We start from the raw sequence: 13313 nt of genomic DNA on the forward strand, positions 1-13313 counted from the left end.
TCTACCCTCTCCACCCCACGTCCGGTTGGGTCCCTCCACCAAACCCCCAACGACCCCACCCCCACCAGGTCACAACCTGAAACCTCCTCACCAGTTATCCACAGATCCAAATCCCCACCCCACGGCCACTCCCGAACTCACTACCTTCGAAGAACAACGACCACCTGGGGGATCAGATGCGGGACAACCGCCTACCGGAACCGGCGGAGCTGCACGCCCACGTCAGCCGAGCCCATCCCCTCGACTGGGGCGACCTACCGACCCGGGAGGAGATCGCCGCGCAGTACGGCGCCGACGCGGCGGACGGCGCGCTCGCCCTGCTCGCCGAGGCCGCTCGCGCCGAACCGCGGGTCACGGCCGACGTGACGGGATCGATCGACGACGACGCGTTCGCGTACCACCTGAAGAACCGGCTGAAGTCGCCGCAGTCGCTGGCCCGCAAGCTGAAGAAGGAGAATCGGCTCGGTCCGCCGTACACACCGCCGGAGGACATCCTGCGGTACACCGTGGGCGTCGACCACCCGGACCAGGTCGTGCGAACCGCCCGGCAGCTGGTCGACCGGATGAGGGCGCGTGGCTGGTCGATGGCGTCGGCGCATCACTCTTACCAGCCGGGCAGCCGCTACAAAGGCCTGCACTTCTTCCTCCGTGGCCACGGACAGGTGGTCGAGTTGCAGGTCCACTCCCGCCAGTCGATCGCCGTGAAGGAGGCGACGACCAGGTGGTACGAGGTCTTCCGGGACCGCGACCGACCGAAGGCCGAGAAGGACGAGGCGCTGGACAAGTGCATCAAGTACTCGGACCCGATGACCCAGCCCGCCGGGATCGACGCACTGACACACCTGGGCGGCGTTCCGGTCGAGGTCAGAGGCTACGGTAGGACACCCGCCAGATCGCCCAGGGCGACCGAGGGCTCCGCAGCGGGACAGGACAACGACCAGCGGCAGGAGCCGCACCGGCGCCGCAACCACCACGGACGGGACGAGATCGACCGATGACGAGGCTGTATCTGATCAAGTCCAGGACCGGGGAGCCCCGCCTGGTCGCCGCCGTCATCGACGACGACGTGTGGACGTACGTCGCCAACACGGGCAAGTTCCACCGCAACTCGTCCGCGCAGGAAGACTACTTCTACCTGCAGCAGCTTCTGTACGACGCGATCGAGATCCCCGAGGCCAAGCGGCTGATCGCGGGCGGGCTCGGCACCTTCGACGGCGAAGTCGACCCCGACACCCTCCAGGAATGGCTCGACGACCCCTCCCCCATGGACCCCGAGATCGTCTTCGCCTCCATGGCCGCCGACCTCGGCTGAGTAGTACGACGAGACAGCCGGGGCTCTCGGCTGGGCCGGCGCGGCGTCCATGCCGGTGCTCGGGGCAACTAAAACGTGGGAAGTTGTCCACAGATTCAGATCTCTGCCCCACGGCGGCTTCTCCAGTAACTACGGTCGAAGGACGACGACCACTGGGGGGCCTACATGCGGGACGACCGCTTGCCGGAGCCGGCGGAGTTGCATGCCCATCTCAGCCGGCGGTACCGACTCGACTGGGGTGACCTGCCGGATCGGCAGAGCATCGTGGCCGAGTTCGGTGTCAACGCGACGGAGCGGAGCCTTGCGTTGCTGGCTCGGGCCGCTCGGGTGGAGCCTCGGGTCACCGCGGACATGCTGGCCTCGATGGACGGCGCCATGTTCCGTACCACCTCGAGAATCGCCTGAAGTCGCCTCAGTCCTTGGCGCGCAAGCTGAAGGGCAACAGGCGGTACGCGAGGCCGGCCAAGGAACCCGAGGACGTGCTGCGTTACACCGTCGGGGTCGATCGACCGGACCAGGTCGTTGGAACGGCAGAGCAAGTGGTGGACAGATTGACGGCTCGGGGGTGGAGTACGGAGTCGGCTCATCACTCCTACACCGAGGGCAGTCGTTACAAGGGCCTCCACATTTTCCTTCGCGCGCACGGGGAGCTGATCGAGGTCCAGGTGCACTCCCGGGAGTCGATCGCCGTGAAGGAGGAGACCACCGCGGCGTACGAGATCGAGCGAGACCACCGGCAACCTCAGCATCTTCGCGACGAGATGCTCACCTTCGCCGTTGGTTGTTCGGCCGAGCTGACGCAGCCGGCTGGGATCGAGACCTTGACGAACCTGGGCGGCGTACCGGTCGAGCGGAGAAGTTACGGTAGAGAACGCGGTACGACGCCTCGCGCGTCGAAGGAGCTCCCGCCCACGACGGAGACCGAGCGCGGGCAGGAGCCACAGGAGCGCTGGCGCGACGACGGACGGGACGGATTGGCACGATGACACGACTGTTCATGGTCAAGGATGAGGACGGCGAACCACACCTGGTGGCGGCGGTGATCGATCTCGACGTCTGGACCTACGTCGCGAACACCGGGAAGTTCCACCGGAACGAGACCGCCCGGCACGACTACTACTTCCTGCACGAGCTCGAGTACGTCGAGATCACGATCGCCGAAGCACAGCGCCTGATGGCCGCGGGAGTCGGGACTTTCGACGAGGCGGAGGACCCGGAGATCGTGCAGGAATGGCGGGACGACCGGACGGCTGTGGACCCGGAGGTCGTCTTCGCGTCGAAGGTTGCTGATCTCGCCTGAAGCCGCATCGCCCTACTCGGCTACCGGTTCCATCGGGGACGTGTACAGCTTGGTGATGATGGATTCGATGGGGGGCTCCTGGACGGAGAGGTCGACCAAGGGGTAGGTGGCGGCGATCTGGGCGACCAAGGGGGCGGCTGAGGTGGTGGGTGGGAAGGAGAGCCACTGGCGGGGGCCGTCGGTGCGGGTGACGGTGGCGCCTTCGATGGTGATGGGTGGGTGGGGGGTGGCCAGGTCCACGACGAGGGTGCGTGGGGCTGATTGGGAGGCTCTGAGGCCGGTCAAGGTGCCGTCGTAGACCTGCTGGCCGTGGTCGATGACCATGACTCTCGAGCAGAGGGCCTCGATGTCGTCGAGGTCGTGGGTGGTGAGGATGACCGTGGTGCCTCGTGCCTTGTTGAGTTGGGCGAGGAACGTGCGGAGGCGGGCCTTGCTGACGATGTCGAGGCCGATGGTGGGTTCGTCGAGGTAGACGATGTCGGGGTCGTGGAGCAGGGCGGCGGCGATGTCGCCGCGCATGCGCTGGCCCAGCGACAGCGCGCGGACGGGGACGTCGAGGAGGTCGCCGAGGTCCAGGAGGTCGACGAAGGTGTCCAGGTTCTCGCGGTGGCGGGCGGGCGGGACGCCGTACATCTTCTGGAGGACGGCGAAGGAGTCCTTCAGCGGGAGGTCCCACCACAGGGTGGTGCGCTGGCCGAAGACGACGCCGATGCGTTTGGCCAGGCGGGTGCGGTGGCGGGACGGGTCGACGCCGGCGACGCGGATGGTGCCGCCGGTCGGGACCAGGATGCCGGTGAGCATCTTGATGGTGGTGGACTTGCCGGCGCCGTTCGGGCCGATGTAGCCCATCACCTCGCCGGGTTCGACGGTGAACGAGAGGTCGTCGACGGCGCGGACCTCGCGGCGGGTCCGGCGCAGGCCGGTGCGGGTGGAGACGGTGAACGCGCGGGACACCTGGTCCAGCTCGATGACGGGCACGACAATCAGCTCCCTGTACTGCGGTAGCGGCGGAGACCGCCTCGCCAGGCCAGCGACGCGACCGCGGTCATCACGACCGCGACGGCCGGGGCCAGCAGGCCGATCCAGGACGGCAGGCCCAGCGGGGCCGGCTTGCCCAGTACGTAGAGCACCGGGTAGTAGTTGACGAAGGCAAGCGGTACGACGAACGTGACGGCCCGGACGATGTCCTGGCCGAAGATCGACAGCGGGTACTGGGTGAGCTGCTGGCCGCCGTACGTGAACGAGTTGGCGACTTCGGCCGAGTCGATCGCGATGAACTGGAACGCGCCGCCGAGCACGAAGATCGCGGCGAAGATGACCGCGCCGCTGACCAGTGAGACGACCAGGAAGAGCACCTTCACGACGGTCCACTCGATGTCGACGGCACCGATCCCGAGACCGAGGATCAGGCCGGCCTGCAGCGGGCGGCCGAGGCGCCGGAGCGCGAAGTTGTCGGCGATCGCCTGGATGAACGCCGGGACCGGGCGGACCAGCCAGACGTCCAGGTCGCCGGTCCGGATCCGCTGGCCGACGCGTTCGATCGAGCCGGTGACGAGGTCGGCGATGCCGAGCGTCATCGACGCGGTCCCGTACAGCAGCGCCATCTGGCCGAGGTCGAAGCCGCCGAAGCTCTCGATGTGGCTGAACATGATCAGGACGGCGACGAAGTCGGTCACCGTGATCAGCGCGGACCCGATCAGCAGCAGCACGAACGACGCCGGGTAGGCCAGCGACGAGCGGATCCACATCAGCACGAGCATCCAGTACTGGCCTGGCCAGGCCATTGCCCTACGCAACGAAGCGTCAGCCACCCTGGATCACCACCTTCCGGGTCGCCAGCACGGTCGCGAGCCGGCCGATCAGCAGCAGGACGACGATCCAGCCGAGCTGGAACGCGAGCGCCCGGGCCGGGAGGTTCTGGCCGAGCCAGACGTCGATCGGTACCTGCATGGTCGCGGCCCACGGCGTCGCGCGGGCGAACTCGCCGAACCAGCCCGGGAACACCACCAGCGGCAGGATCGTGCCGGAAAAGAACAGCGACAGCACCAGCGCGAGCCCTTCCAGGCCGCGCGAATCGGTGATCCAGAACCCGGACAGCGCGACCAGGTACCGGATGCCGAAGCTGACCAGGATCCCGAACGCCAGCGCGACCCCGACCGCGAACCCCTGCAGCGGCGACGACGGGAAGCGCAGGTCGAAGACCAGCGAGCCGACGAGCAACGGGACACCGCCGCGGGCGAGCAGCTCGAACGCGGCGCGGCCGGCGTCCATCGACAACCACCACAGCATCAGGTGGGTCGGCCGGTACAGGTCGACGGCGATCTCGCCGGTGCGGACCCGCTCGCCGAGCTCGACGGTGGTACGCGCGCCGAAGATCCCGATCGGGACCAGCAGGCCCTGCTGCAACCAGACGAAGGTGAGCGCGTCGGTGACGTCGTACCCGCCGAGGTTCGGGCGCTGCTCCCACAGCGTCAGGTACACGCCGCAGAAGATGAACCCGAAGACGGTGTTGGTGAACGCGCCCGACAGGGTGGCGATCCGGTACGTCGAGAACCGGCGGAACGACCGGACCGCGATCGCCCAGTAGACGCCCACGGCAACCTCCTTTCACTCATCGGTGAGTGGTGTCCGGAGGCACAGCGGCACGCTGAACTGCCCCGGATCCTGAAGGACCCGGGGGTTCGGACACCACTGTGGCGGCACGCTGAACGCGCCGTTGTCAAGGGAAGGAGAGTGACGGTACGCCGGGCCGGCGCGGGGCGTCAACCTGGTTTCTTACTGGTGGCCAGGTTGGGTCAGGTGGTTTGGTCGGACTCCAGCAGGCGGTTGAGCAGGGTGGCGAACTGGACCGGGTGGGACGCGTAGCCGGAGTGGCCGCCGGGGAAGGTGACGACCGGCCAGCCGATCTCGTCGGCGATGACGCCGATCGGGCGGGCCGGGAGGTGTTCGGCGGAGTCGGCGCCGGCCGCGGGGACGATCTTGGCGGCGACCTCGCGGAGCGCGTCGAGATCGGGGCGGTAGCGGGTGAAGGGCAACAACTTGTGGGCGAAGAAGGTGTTGGTGTTGCCCATCATGCGCTCGACGGCGTGCCGGTACTCCGGGCGGAGGTCCTCGGGCGCCGGCTGGTCGTCGTCGTCGAACCCGAGGCCGCCGGCGAACAGGTGCAACGCCGGGACCGGGCCGTCGGTGGTGTAGGTGCTGTGGACGTCCTCGAAGAACGCGTGCGCGGTGGTGGCGTCGGGCCAGGACGCCGACGGCGGGTGGTTCGTGCGCGATGAGCATGCGGACGCGGTCGGGGTGGCGGGTGATCAGTTGAGGCCGGTGATCGCGCCGGAGGAACTGCCGAACACGTACGCCGGCTCGCCGCCGCCGACGGCGTCGATGAGCGCGAGGGCGTCCTCGGCCGACTGGTCGATGCGTTCGTCGTGCGGGTGGGCGGGGACTGCCTGTGGGAGCTCGTCGGTGGCAACTACTTGAGGGCGGGGGCCAGCCGGGCGGGGATCGGTGGAGCGCGCGTCGGCGGGGACTGTTTCGGAGCGGGAGTGCTCGGCGGTGGCGACTACTTGGGACCTTGGCGGCTGGCTTGTGGGGCGGGCGCGCTGGGCGTCGTACGGGCTGCGGGAGTTGCCTCGGGGGTCGTAGGTGACGACGGTGTAGTCGGCGGCCAGTTGGCCGACGATCGAGTCGAAGACGCCGCCGTCGGTGAAGCCGCCGGCGATCAGGAGCAGGATCGGGCCGGTGCCGGTGACCTCGTAGTGCAGTGTCGCGCCGGGGACCGGCAGTTTGTTCACGGTCTTGGTGGTCATGGTCACCCCTCTGTGGATCGGTGACCCCACTGTCCAGCCCCGCGCTGGCACGCCGCGCACACGGCGCTGGTACGGCGAACGCTCAGCCGGCCTTGATGCTCAGCCGGCCTTGATGAAGTCCGAGACCGCGTCGGCGACCAGCTGGACGGCGATGGCGCTCAGGAGGAGGCCCGCGATGCGGGTGACCAGGAGGACGCCGTTCTCGCCGAGGATGCGCATGATGACGCCGGAGAAGCGCAGCGTGAGCCACATCACCAGGTGGATCAGGACGATGCCGACCGAGATCGCGACCACCTCGGGCACGGAGCCGTCCGCGCGCTGGACGAACACCATGGTGGCGACGATCGCGCCGGGGCCGGCCAGGAGCGGCGTGCCGAGGGGGACGAAGGCGATGTTGACGTTCTTCGTCTGCACCGGGTCTTCGGCGGTGTCGGTCAGCAACTGCAGCGCGATCAGCAGGAGCAGCAGTCCGCCGGCGGCCTGCAGGGCCGGGAGCGTGATGCCCAGGTTGTGCAGGATCTGCTGGCCGAAGGCGGCGAACACCACGATCACGCCGAAGGCGACCAGGACCGCCTGCCAGGCGGCCTTCTTGCGGACCGCGCGGGACTGCCCGGCGGTCAGCGAGATGAACACGGGCACCGTGCCGGGCGGGTCCATGATCACGAACAGCGTGACGAAGACTTCGCTGAGCAGGCCGAGGTTGATGACGGAGTTCACGGCAGGTACGCCTCGGGCACTCGGGCGCCGCTCGCGGCGGCGTTCTCCTTGGCGACCTCGAGCAGCCGCTGGAACTGCTCCGGGTCGGTCGAGTTCACCCCGAGCTCGTGGTTCACCTTGCCGAGCCCGTGGTGGTCGCTCGAACCGGTCCAGATGATGCCCAGGTCCTCGGCGATCCCGCGCAGCGTCGCCCGCGACTCCGGCGAGTGGTCCTGGTGGTCGACCTCGATCCCGGCCAGCCCGTGGTCGGAGACCAGCTGGGCGATCGTCTCGGCGGTGACCACCTTGTAGCTCGAGCGGCCCCACGGGTGCGCGATCACGGGGACACCCCCGGCCGCGCGGACCAGCTCGATCGCCCGGCCCGGGTCGATCGCGTAGTGCGACACGTGCCCCGGCCGGCCGTCGGCCAGGAACCGGTCGAACGCCTCGCCGCGGTTCGCGACGGTGCCGTTGGCAACCAGCGCGTCGGCGACGTGCGGGCGGCCGACCGACGGCGTACCGGTGGCTTGGGCGAGCACCTCGTCGACGGTGAGCTGGACGCCCAGCCCGTTCAGCCGGGCGACGATCGACGGGAGCCGGTCGGTGCGGCCGTCGCGGATGACGCGCAGCTCCTCGGCCAGCGGCTGGTACGACGGGTCGGGCAGGTACGCGAGCAGGTGGACCGCGATCCCCCGCAGCTTGCAGGAGATCTCGATCCCGGGCACGAAGCCGATCCCGAGCTCCTCCGCGGCGCGCCGGCCCTCGGCCCACCCGTCGGCCGTGTCGTGATCGGTGAGCGCGATCACGTCCAGGCCGTCCCGCTGCGCGTGCGCGATCAGGACGTCGACCGGGTCGGTGCCGTCCGAGCGGTTGGAGTGGGTGTGCAGGTCGATGCGCACGAGCGATCGGGATCCTTTCTCTGGTCAAGAGAGACAGTTCGCGACAAGAGAGATCAGTTCTGGACAAGTCTCGGCACTGATGCTATCCGGACCGCACCCCTCTCCTTACTGTTATCCACATGGAGCGTGACCGGATCGACTGTGTCGGAGCCCTGGTGTACGACGACCAGCACCGTCTGCTGCTCGTCCAGCGGGCCAACGAGCCCGGCCGCGGGCTGTGGTCGCTGCCGGGCGGCCGGGTCGAACCGGGTGAGGACGACCCGACCGCCGTGGCCCGCGAGGTCGCGGAGGAAACCGGTCTCCAGGTCGTCGTCGGCGATCTCGTCGGAGAGGTCGAACGGGATGCTCCCGAGCACCGTCTGTACGTGATCCGCGACTACCAGGCCGAGCAGGTCGGCGGGACGCTCAAAGCCGGCGACGACGCCGACGACGCCCGTTTCGTCAGCCGCGACGAGCTCGACAACCTGCCGACGGCGACCCTGCTGGCCTCCACCTTGGCCCAGTGGAACGCCCTTCCCGGCTGAATGCGACCGCTACGAGTTCCACTGATGGATGACCGCTGAGCCGCGTTCCCAGCCGAGGATCGAGACCGTTGCGGTGTTGAGCACGAAGTGGCGACCCTCCGTGACGTCCAGCTCGAGCCAGCGGGCGGTCAATGCGCGCAGCGCGTGCGAGTGGCCGAACACCAGGACGTCGCCGTCGACGGCCGCGATCCGGGCGTTCACGCGGTCGAGGCGCGCCGCGACCTGGGCGGGCGTTTCACCGTTGGGTACGGGGTTGGCCCAGACCGTCCAGCCGGGCACGGTCTCGCGGATCTGCGCGGTGGTGATGCCTTCGTAGTCGCCGTAGTCCCACTCGACCAGGTCGTCGTCGACCTCGGCGTCCGCGAAGCCGGCCAGTTCCGCCGTACGCCGGGCGCGTTGCCGCGGGCTCGTCAGCACCAGGTCGAAGTCGTGCCCCTGCAGGCGGTCGCGCAACTCTCCCGCGATCCGCTCACCCTCCGCGGTCAGCGGCAGGTCGGTCGTCGACGTGTGCCGGCCGTTCTTGCTCCACTCGGTCTCGCCGTGGCGGACCAGCCAGAGCCGGTCCTTCCGCTCCCCTGACGCTGCGTGTGTGGTCACCCGGTCATCGTCTCAGACCACGGATCGAGCAGGCCCGAACCCTTGACCAACCACCCCGGGACAAGGCAGGGTCGAAAACTGTAAGCGCTTCCATTCGGCGCCGAAGCTTCCTAAAGGAGTCCCCGCGATGCCCCCCGGACCGACCGGCAAGCCGGCGACGATCTACGACGTCGCCGCGCTGGCGCAGTTGTCGATCGCGACGGTCTCGCGGGTACTGCAGGGCACCGGACCGGTCTCCGCGAAAGCCCGCGCCCGGGTCGACCAGGCGGCGCACGAGCTCAACTACGTTCCACTGCGCGCCGCCCGAAGCCTCGCGGTGCAACGTCACGAGGCGCACGGGCTCGTGCTGCCCGACCTGGCCGGCCCGTTCTACGGCGACCTGCTGATGGGCTACGAACGCTGGGCCGGCGAGCACGGGCAGAGCGTCGTACTGACCGTCACGCACGGGAATCCCCATCCCGCCAAGACGGTGCGGGACCTAGCGAGCCGGGTGGACGGAATCGTTGTCCACGGCAACGCGCTCGGGCTGGACGTGATCCAGGACCTGCGCCGCGCGAACGTGCCGGTGGTCGTGGTCGCGCACCCGCCCGTGACCGGCTGCGACTCGGTCCGGACCGAGAGCGCGGCGAGCGCCGAGCGGCTCACGACGCGACTGCTCGACCACGGACGGCAGGACCTGCTGTTCGTCGGCGATCCGGCCAGCTCGTACGACGTGTCGCAGCGCTACGAGGGGTTCGCGAAAGCACTGGACGCGCGAGGTTTCAAGGTCCCGGAGCCTGAGCGGGTACCACTGACCGAAACAGCAGGTACTGCCTTCGCCAGGGAGTTGCTGAGGGCAACCACCCGGCCGGACGGTCTGGTCTGTGCGAACGACGAGATCGCACTCGGCGCCGTACAGGCCCTGCGGGACGGCGGAGTCGGTGTCCCCAGCGAAATGGTGGTGACCGGGTGGGACGACGTGATGGCGGCACGGTACGTGTCGCCGGGGCTGACGACCGTCCGGCAGCCGATGGCCGAGCTCGGCCGGCTGGCGGCCCAGCGACTGCACGAACGCGTGACCGGGGAACGCACCAGGGCGCGCAACGACGTACTACCGACAGAACTGGTGCTGCGGGACTCCTGCGGCACCGCACCGGGGGACGACGGCACGAACACAGCAGTAGACAACTGAGGAGACGAGCATGATCACCCAGAGCACCCGTGGCCGGCTGGTGACCGGCGGCGCCGTACTCACCGCCGCGGCGCTGGCCCTGTCCGGCTGCGGCCGGTCCGAGGAATCCCCCGAGTCGGCACCGCAGGCGAGCACCAGCATCGGCAGCGACCCGGCCACCGGGAACCTGACCGTCTGGGCGATGGGCACCGAGGGCGAGAACCTGCCCAAGCTGACCAAGGAGTTCGAGGCCGCCAACCCCGGCACCAAGGTGACGGTCACGCCGATCCCATGGGACGCCGCGCACAACAAGTTCACCACCGCGATCACCGCGCAGTCGCTGCCGGACGCCGCGATGGTCGGCACCACCTGGATGGGCGAGTTCGCCGATCTCGGCGCGCTCGACCCGACCCCGGCCGGGATCGACACCAGCAGCTTCTTCCCCGGCGCGCTGGACACCACCAAGGTCAAGGACGTCGGCTACGGCGTGCCCTGGTACGTCGAGACGCGGGTCGTCTACTACCGCAAGGACCTGGCCGCGAAGGCCGGCATCACCACCCCCCCGACCGACTGGGACGGGCTGAAGGCGATGGCCAAGGCGATGCAGGACAAGGCCGGTGCGAAGTACGGCATCAACCTGCAGCCGGGCGGCCAGGGCTCCTGGCAGAGCGTGATGCCGTTCGCCTGGTCGGCGGGGGCGAACATCACCTCCGACGACGACAAGGAGTTCACGCTCGACACGCCGGAGATGCAGGAGGGGCTGAAGTACTACCAGTCGTTCTTCACCGAGAAGATCGCCGGGACCGACCTGCCGCCGAACCAGACCGAGGCGCAGTTCGTCAGCGGTCAGGCCCCGATGTTCATCTCCGGACCGTGGATGGCCGGCTCGATCGCCAAGCTCGGCGGCGACAAGATCAAGCCGAACATCGGCGTCTTCGAGCTGCCGAAGAACAAGACCTCGACGTCGTTCGTCGGTGGCAGCAACTTCGTCGTGTTCAAGGCGAGCAAGAACAAGGACGGCGCCTGGAAGCTGGTCAAGTGGCTGTCCGACGGCAAGACGCAGGCCGACTGGTTCAAGCTGTCGACCGACCTGCCCGCCGTCCAGGCCGCCTGGAAGGACCCGAGCATCGCGAACGACCCGCTGCTGCCGGTGTTCGGCAAGCAGCTGGAGACCGCCAAGGCGCCGCCCGCGATCGTGAACTGGGAGCAGGTCGCGACCGCGTTCGACACCGAGGTGGAGAAGATGGCCAAGGCCGGCCAGTCCCCGGAGGAGACCGCGAAGGCGATCCAGACCAAGGCCTCGTCGATCGGCACCGGTAGCTGACCGATGCGATCGCTTCGACGCGAGACCGCCGCCGCGTGGATCCTCGTCCTGCCGTTCGTGGTGCTGTTCCTGGCCTTCACGGCCGGGCCGGTACTGGGCTCGTTCGGGATGAGCTTCACCGACATCAAGCAGCGTGACCTGCGGACGCCGTTCGCGGTCGAGGGTGTCGGTCTCGACAACTACGTGAAGGCCCTGTCCGACGAGACGTTCCGCAAGGCCGCGTTCAACACAGCGTACTTCGTGGTGGTCGGCGTACCGCTGACGCTGGCGGTCGCGCTGGCCGCGGCGGTGCTGCTGGACCGTGGCATCAAGCGGTTCCAGGCGCTGTTCAAGGTCGGCTACTACCTGCCGGTGGTGACCTCGATCGTCGCGATCGCGGTGATCTGGCGGTTCGTGCTGGCCCCGGACGCCGGTCTGCTGAACACGGTGCTCGGCTGGTTCGGGATCGACGGGCCGAACTGGCTGGCGTCCAAGACCTGGGCGATGCCGTCGCTGATCGCGATGGCGGTCTGGCGCAACTTCGGCTCGGCGATGATCATCTTCCTGGCCGGGCTGCAGGGCATCCCGGCGACCGTCGAGGAGGCCGGCCAGATCGACGGTGCGGGCCCGTGGCAACGGTTCCGGTACCTGATCGTGCCGTTGCTGCGGCCGACCATCCTGTTCACCAGCGTCACCACCGGGATCGGCTACCTGCAGTTCTTCGAGGAACCGCTGGTGATGACCCAGGGCGGTCCGCTGAACTCGACGCTGTCGGTGTCGATGTACACCTACCAGCAGTTCGGCTTCGGCAACTACGGGCTGGCCACGTCGATGGCCTACATCCTGTTCGTGGTGATCGCCGTGATCACGTTCATCCAGTTCCGGCTGCTGAGGGAGAAGTGATGCGCCGCACCTGGTGGATCTACCTGATCGCCGTGCTCGGGCTGGTCGCGGTCGCGGCGCCGTTCGTCTGGATGCTGCTGGGCAGCTTCAAGACCCAGGGCGAGCTGCTCCAGGTCCCTCCGACCTGGTTGCCTCAGGCACCGACCTCGCAGAACTACGACGACCTGTTCAACAAGGCGAACTTCCCGCGGTACTTCTTCAACTCCACCGTGGTGGCGCTCGCCGTGACGGCCGGCAACCTGGCGTTCTGCTCGATGATCGGGTACGCGCTGGCCAAGCTGCGGTTCAAGGGCCGCAACGCGCTGTTCGTGCTGGTGCTGGCGACGCTGATGGTGCCCGGGATGGTCACCTTCGTGCCGCTGTTCGTGTTCGTCACCAACGCCGGGCTGGCCAACAGCTACCCCGGGCTGATCCTGCCGTTCCTGGTCTCGCCGTTCGGCGTGTTCCTGATGCGGCAGTTCTTCTCCGGGCTGCCGGACGACCTGATGGACGCCGGGCGGGTGGACGGCACCAGCGAGCTGGGCATCTTCGCCCGGATCATGCTGCCGCTGACCCGTCCCGCGCTGGCCACGCTCGGCATCCTGACCTTTCTCGGTTCCTGGAACAACTTCCTCTGGCCGCTGGTGATCGCCCAGACCGAGGACAAGTACACCCTTCCCGTCGCCCTGGCGCTGTACTCGACCGGGCAGAACGCGCAGAACTACGGCCTGCTGATGGCCGGCGCGGTCGTGGTCGTCGTACCGGTGCTGGTGATGTTCCTGGTCTTCCAGCGGCACGTCACCAAGGGCATCGCCATCACTGGACTGAAGTAGCACAGTACTGG

General features: G+C 68.5%; 18 protein-coding genes. 10 read left to right on the plus strand and 8 right to left on the minus strand.

Annotation, left to right across the window (positions count from 1 at the left end):
- The first annotated feature begins 176 nt into the window (after positions 1-176).
- From HDA39_RS19875 to HDA39_RS19895, 5 genes are all read left to right on the plus strand, one after another.
- Positions 177-998 carry a nucleotidyltransferase family protein gene (locus HDA39_RS19875; RefSeq protein ID WP_184797140.1) on the plus strand — a complete coding sequence of 274 codons (822 nt, stop codon included), beginning with the start codon at positions 177-179 and terminating at the stop codon, positions 996-998.
- Positions 995-1312 carry a hypothetical protein gene (locus HDA39_RS19880; RefSeq protein WP_184797142.1) on the plus strand — a complete coding sequence of 106 codons (318 nt, stop codon included), beginning with the start codon at positions 995-997 and terminating at the stop codon, positions 1310-1312. The genes HDA39_RS19875 and HDA39_RS19880 overlap by 4 nt, the downstream gene beginning before the upstream one ends.
- 165 nt (positions 1313-1477) lie before the next feature.
- The gene (locus tag HDA39_RS19885; RefSeq protein WP_184797144.1) at positions 1478-1717 is read left to right on the plus strand and encodes a hypothetical protein; all 240 of its coding nucleotides are present in this window, start codon (positions 1478-1480) and stop codon (positions 1715-1717) included.
- Between the two features lie 137 nt (positions 1718-1854).
- On the plus strand, positions 1855-2298 hold the full coding sequence (locus HDA39_RS19890) for a hypothetical protein (RefSeq protein WP_337925809.1): 444 nt from the start codon (positions 1855-1857) through the stop codon (positions 2296-2298).
- Positions 2295-2612, plus strand: a complete 318-nt coding sequence (locus HDA39_RS19895) for a hypothetical protein (RefSeq protein WP_184797148.1) — start codon at positions 2295-2297, stop codon at positions 2610-2612. Before HDA39_RS19890 ends, HDA39_RS19895 begins: the two co-directional genes overlap by 4 nt.
- Before the next feature lie 12 nt (positions 2613-2624).
- Here HDA39_RS19895 and HDA39_RS19900 read toward each other — a convergent pair whose 3' ends face one another.
- The 7 genes from HDA39_RS19900 to HDA39_RS19930 all read right to left on the minus strand — a co-directional run bounded on the left by HDA39_RS19900 (position 2625) and on the right by HDA39_RS19930 (position 8013).
- Positions 2625-3590, minus strand: a complete 966-nt coding sequence (locus HDA39_RS19900; protein ID WP_184797158.1) for an ATP-binding cassette domain-containing protein — start codon at positions 3588-3590, stop codon at positions 2625-2627.
- A 5-nt stretch (positions 3591-3595) separates the two neighbouring features.
- Positions 3596-4396 (minus strand): ABC transporter permease, encoded by an 801-nt coding sequence (locus tag HDA39_RS19905; protein WP_238356101.1) that lies wholly within the window; start codon positions 4394-4396, stop codon positions 3596-3598.
- Positions 4397-4415: 19 nt separating this feature from the next.
- Positions 4416-5207, minus strand: coding sequence for an ABC-2 family transporter protein (locus tag HDA39_RS19910; RefSeq protein WP_184797160.1), 792 nt, complete (start codon positions 5205-5207; stop codon positions 4416-4418).
- A 200-nt stretch (positions 5208-5407) separates the two neighbouring features.
- Complete coding sequence (locus tag HDA39_RS19915) at positions 5408-5779, minus strand: hypothetical protein (RefSeq protein ID WP_184797162.1); 372 nt, start codon at positions 5777-5779, stop codon at positions 5408-5410.
- Positions 5780-5920: 141 nt separating this feature from the next.
- On the minus strand, positions 5921-6418 hold the full coding sequence (locus tag HDA39_RS19920; RefSeq protein ID WP_184797164.1) for an alpha/beta fold hydrolase: 498 nt from the start codon (positions 6416-6418) through the stop codon (positions 5921-5923).
- Positions 6419-6517: 99 nt separating this feature from the next.
- A complete protein-coding gene (locus HDA39_RS19925) occupies positions 6518-7135 on the minus strand; it encodes a MarC family protein (protein ID WP_184797166.1) in 618 nt (205 codons plus the stop codon).
- Positions 7132-8013: a PHP domain-containing protein gene (locus HDA39_RS19930; RefSeq protein ID WP_184797183.1), complete on the minus strand. Its 882-nt coding sequence runs from the start codon at positions 8011-8013 to the stop codon at positions 7132-7134. The genes HDA39_RS19925 and HDA39_RS19930 overlap by 4 nt, the downstream gene beginning before the upstream one ends.
- A 119-nt stretch (positions 8014-8132) precedes the next feature.
- Here HDA39_RS19930 and HDA39_RS19935 point away from each other — a divergent pair, with 119 nt between their 5' ends.
- Positions 8133-8537, plus strand: coding sequence for an NUDIX hydrolase (locus HDA39_RS19935; protein WP_184797184.1), 405 nt, complete (start codon positions 8133-8135; stop codon positions 8535-8537).
- A 9-nt stretch (positions 8538-8546) separates the two neighbouring features.
- Here HDA39_RS19935 and HDA39_RS19940 read toward each other — a convergent pair whose 3' ends face one another.
- A complete protein-coding gene (locus HDA39_RS19940; RefSeq protein WP_184797186.1) occupies positions 8547-9134 on the minus strand; it encodes a histidine phosphatase family protein in 588 nt (195 codons plus the stop codon).
- Between the two features lie 127 nt (positions 9135-9261).
- On the opposite strand from HDA39_RS19940, the gene HDA39_RS19945 reads away from it, so the two are divergent.
- From HDA39_RS19945 to HDA39_RS19960, 4 genes are read left to right on the plus strand one after another with little or no spacing between them, the layout of a single operon-like run.
- Positions 9262-10305, plus strand: coding sequence for a LacI family DNA-binding transcriptional regulator (locus HDA39_RS19945; protein ID WP_184797188.1), 1044 nt, complete (start codon positions 9262-9264; stop codon positions 10303-10305).
- A 10-nt stretch (positions 10306-10315) separates the two neighbouring features.
- On the plus strand, positions 10316-11608 hold the full coding sequence (locus HDA39_RS19950; protein ID WP_184797191.1) for a sugar ABC transporter substrate-binding protein: 1293 nt from the start codon (positions 10316-10318) through the stop codon (positions 11606-11608).
- Positions 11609-11611: 3 nt separating this feature from the next.
- Positions 11612-12490 (plus strand): carbohydrate ABC transporter permease, encoded by an 879-nt coding sequence (locus HDA39_RS19955; RefSeq protein WP_184797193.1) that lies wholly within the window; start codon positions 11612-11614, stop codon positions 12488-12490.
- A complete protein-coding gene (locus tag HDA39_RS19960) occupies positions 12490-13302 on the plus strand; it encodes a carbohydrate ABC transporter permease (protein ID WP_184797195.1) in 813 nt (270 codons plus the stop codon). The genes HDA39_RS19955 and HDA39_RS19960 overlap by 1 nt, the downstream gene beginning before the upstream one ends.
- Positions 13303-13313 lie beyond the last annotated feature (11 nt).

It is taken from the genome of Kribbella italica, assembly GCF_014205135.1.
Classification (GTDB): Bacteria; Actinomycetota; Actinomycetes; order Propionibacteriales; family Kribbellaceae; genus Kribbella; species Kribbella italica.

What these genes read in the sequence shown, in the direction of transcription:
- HDA39_RS19875 (WP_184797140.1), top strand. Translation starts at nt 177, where the DNA reads ATGCGGGACAACCGCCTACCGGAACCGGCGGAGCTGCACGCCCACGTC.
- HDA39_RS19880 (WP_184797142.1), top strand. Translation starts at nt 995, where the DNA reads ATGACGAGGCTGTATCTGATCAAGTCCAGGACCGGGGAGCCCCGCCTG.
- HDA39_RS19885 (WP_184797144.1), top strand. Translation starts at nt 1,478, where the DNA reads ATGCGGGACGACCGCTTGCCGGAGCCGGCGGAGTTGCATGCCCATCTC.
- HDA39_RS19895 (WP_184797148.1), top strand. Translation starts at nt 2,295, where the DNA reads ATGACACGACTGTTCATGGTCAAGGATGAGGACGGCGAACCACACCTG.
- HDA39_RS19905 (WP_238356101.1), bottom strand. Translation starts at nt 4,396, where the DNA reads ATGGCCTGGCCAGGCCAGTACTGGATGCTCGTGCTGATGTGGATCCGC.
- HDA39_RS19920 (WP_184797164.1), bottom strand. Translation starts at nt 6,418, where the DNA reads ATGACCACCAAGACCGTGAACAAACTGCCGGTCCCCGGCGCGACACTG.
- HDA39_RS19935 (WP_184797184.1), top strand. Translation starts at nt 8,133, where the DNA reads ATGGAGCGTGACCGGATCGACTGTGTCGGAGCCCTGGTGTACGACGAC.
- HDA39_RS19945 (WP_184797188.1), top strand. Translation starts at nt 9,262, where the DNA reads ATGCCCCCCGGACCGACCGGCAAGCCGGCGACGATCTACGACGTCGCC.
- HDA39_RS19950 (WP_184797191.1), top strand. Translation starts at nt 10,316, where the DNA reads ATGATCACCCAGAGCACCCGTGGCCGGCTGGTGACCGGCGGCGCCGTA.
- HDA39_RS19955 (WP_184797193.1), top strand. Translation starts at nt 11,612, where the DNA reads ATGCGATCGCTTCGACGCGAGACCGCCGCCGCGTGGATCCTCGTCCTG.
- HDA39_RS19960 (WP_184797195.1), top strand. Translation starts at nt 12,490, where the DNA reads ATGCGCCGCACCTGGTGGATCTACCTGATCGCCGTGCTCGGGCTGGTC.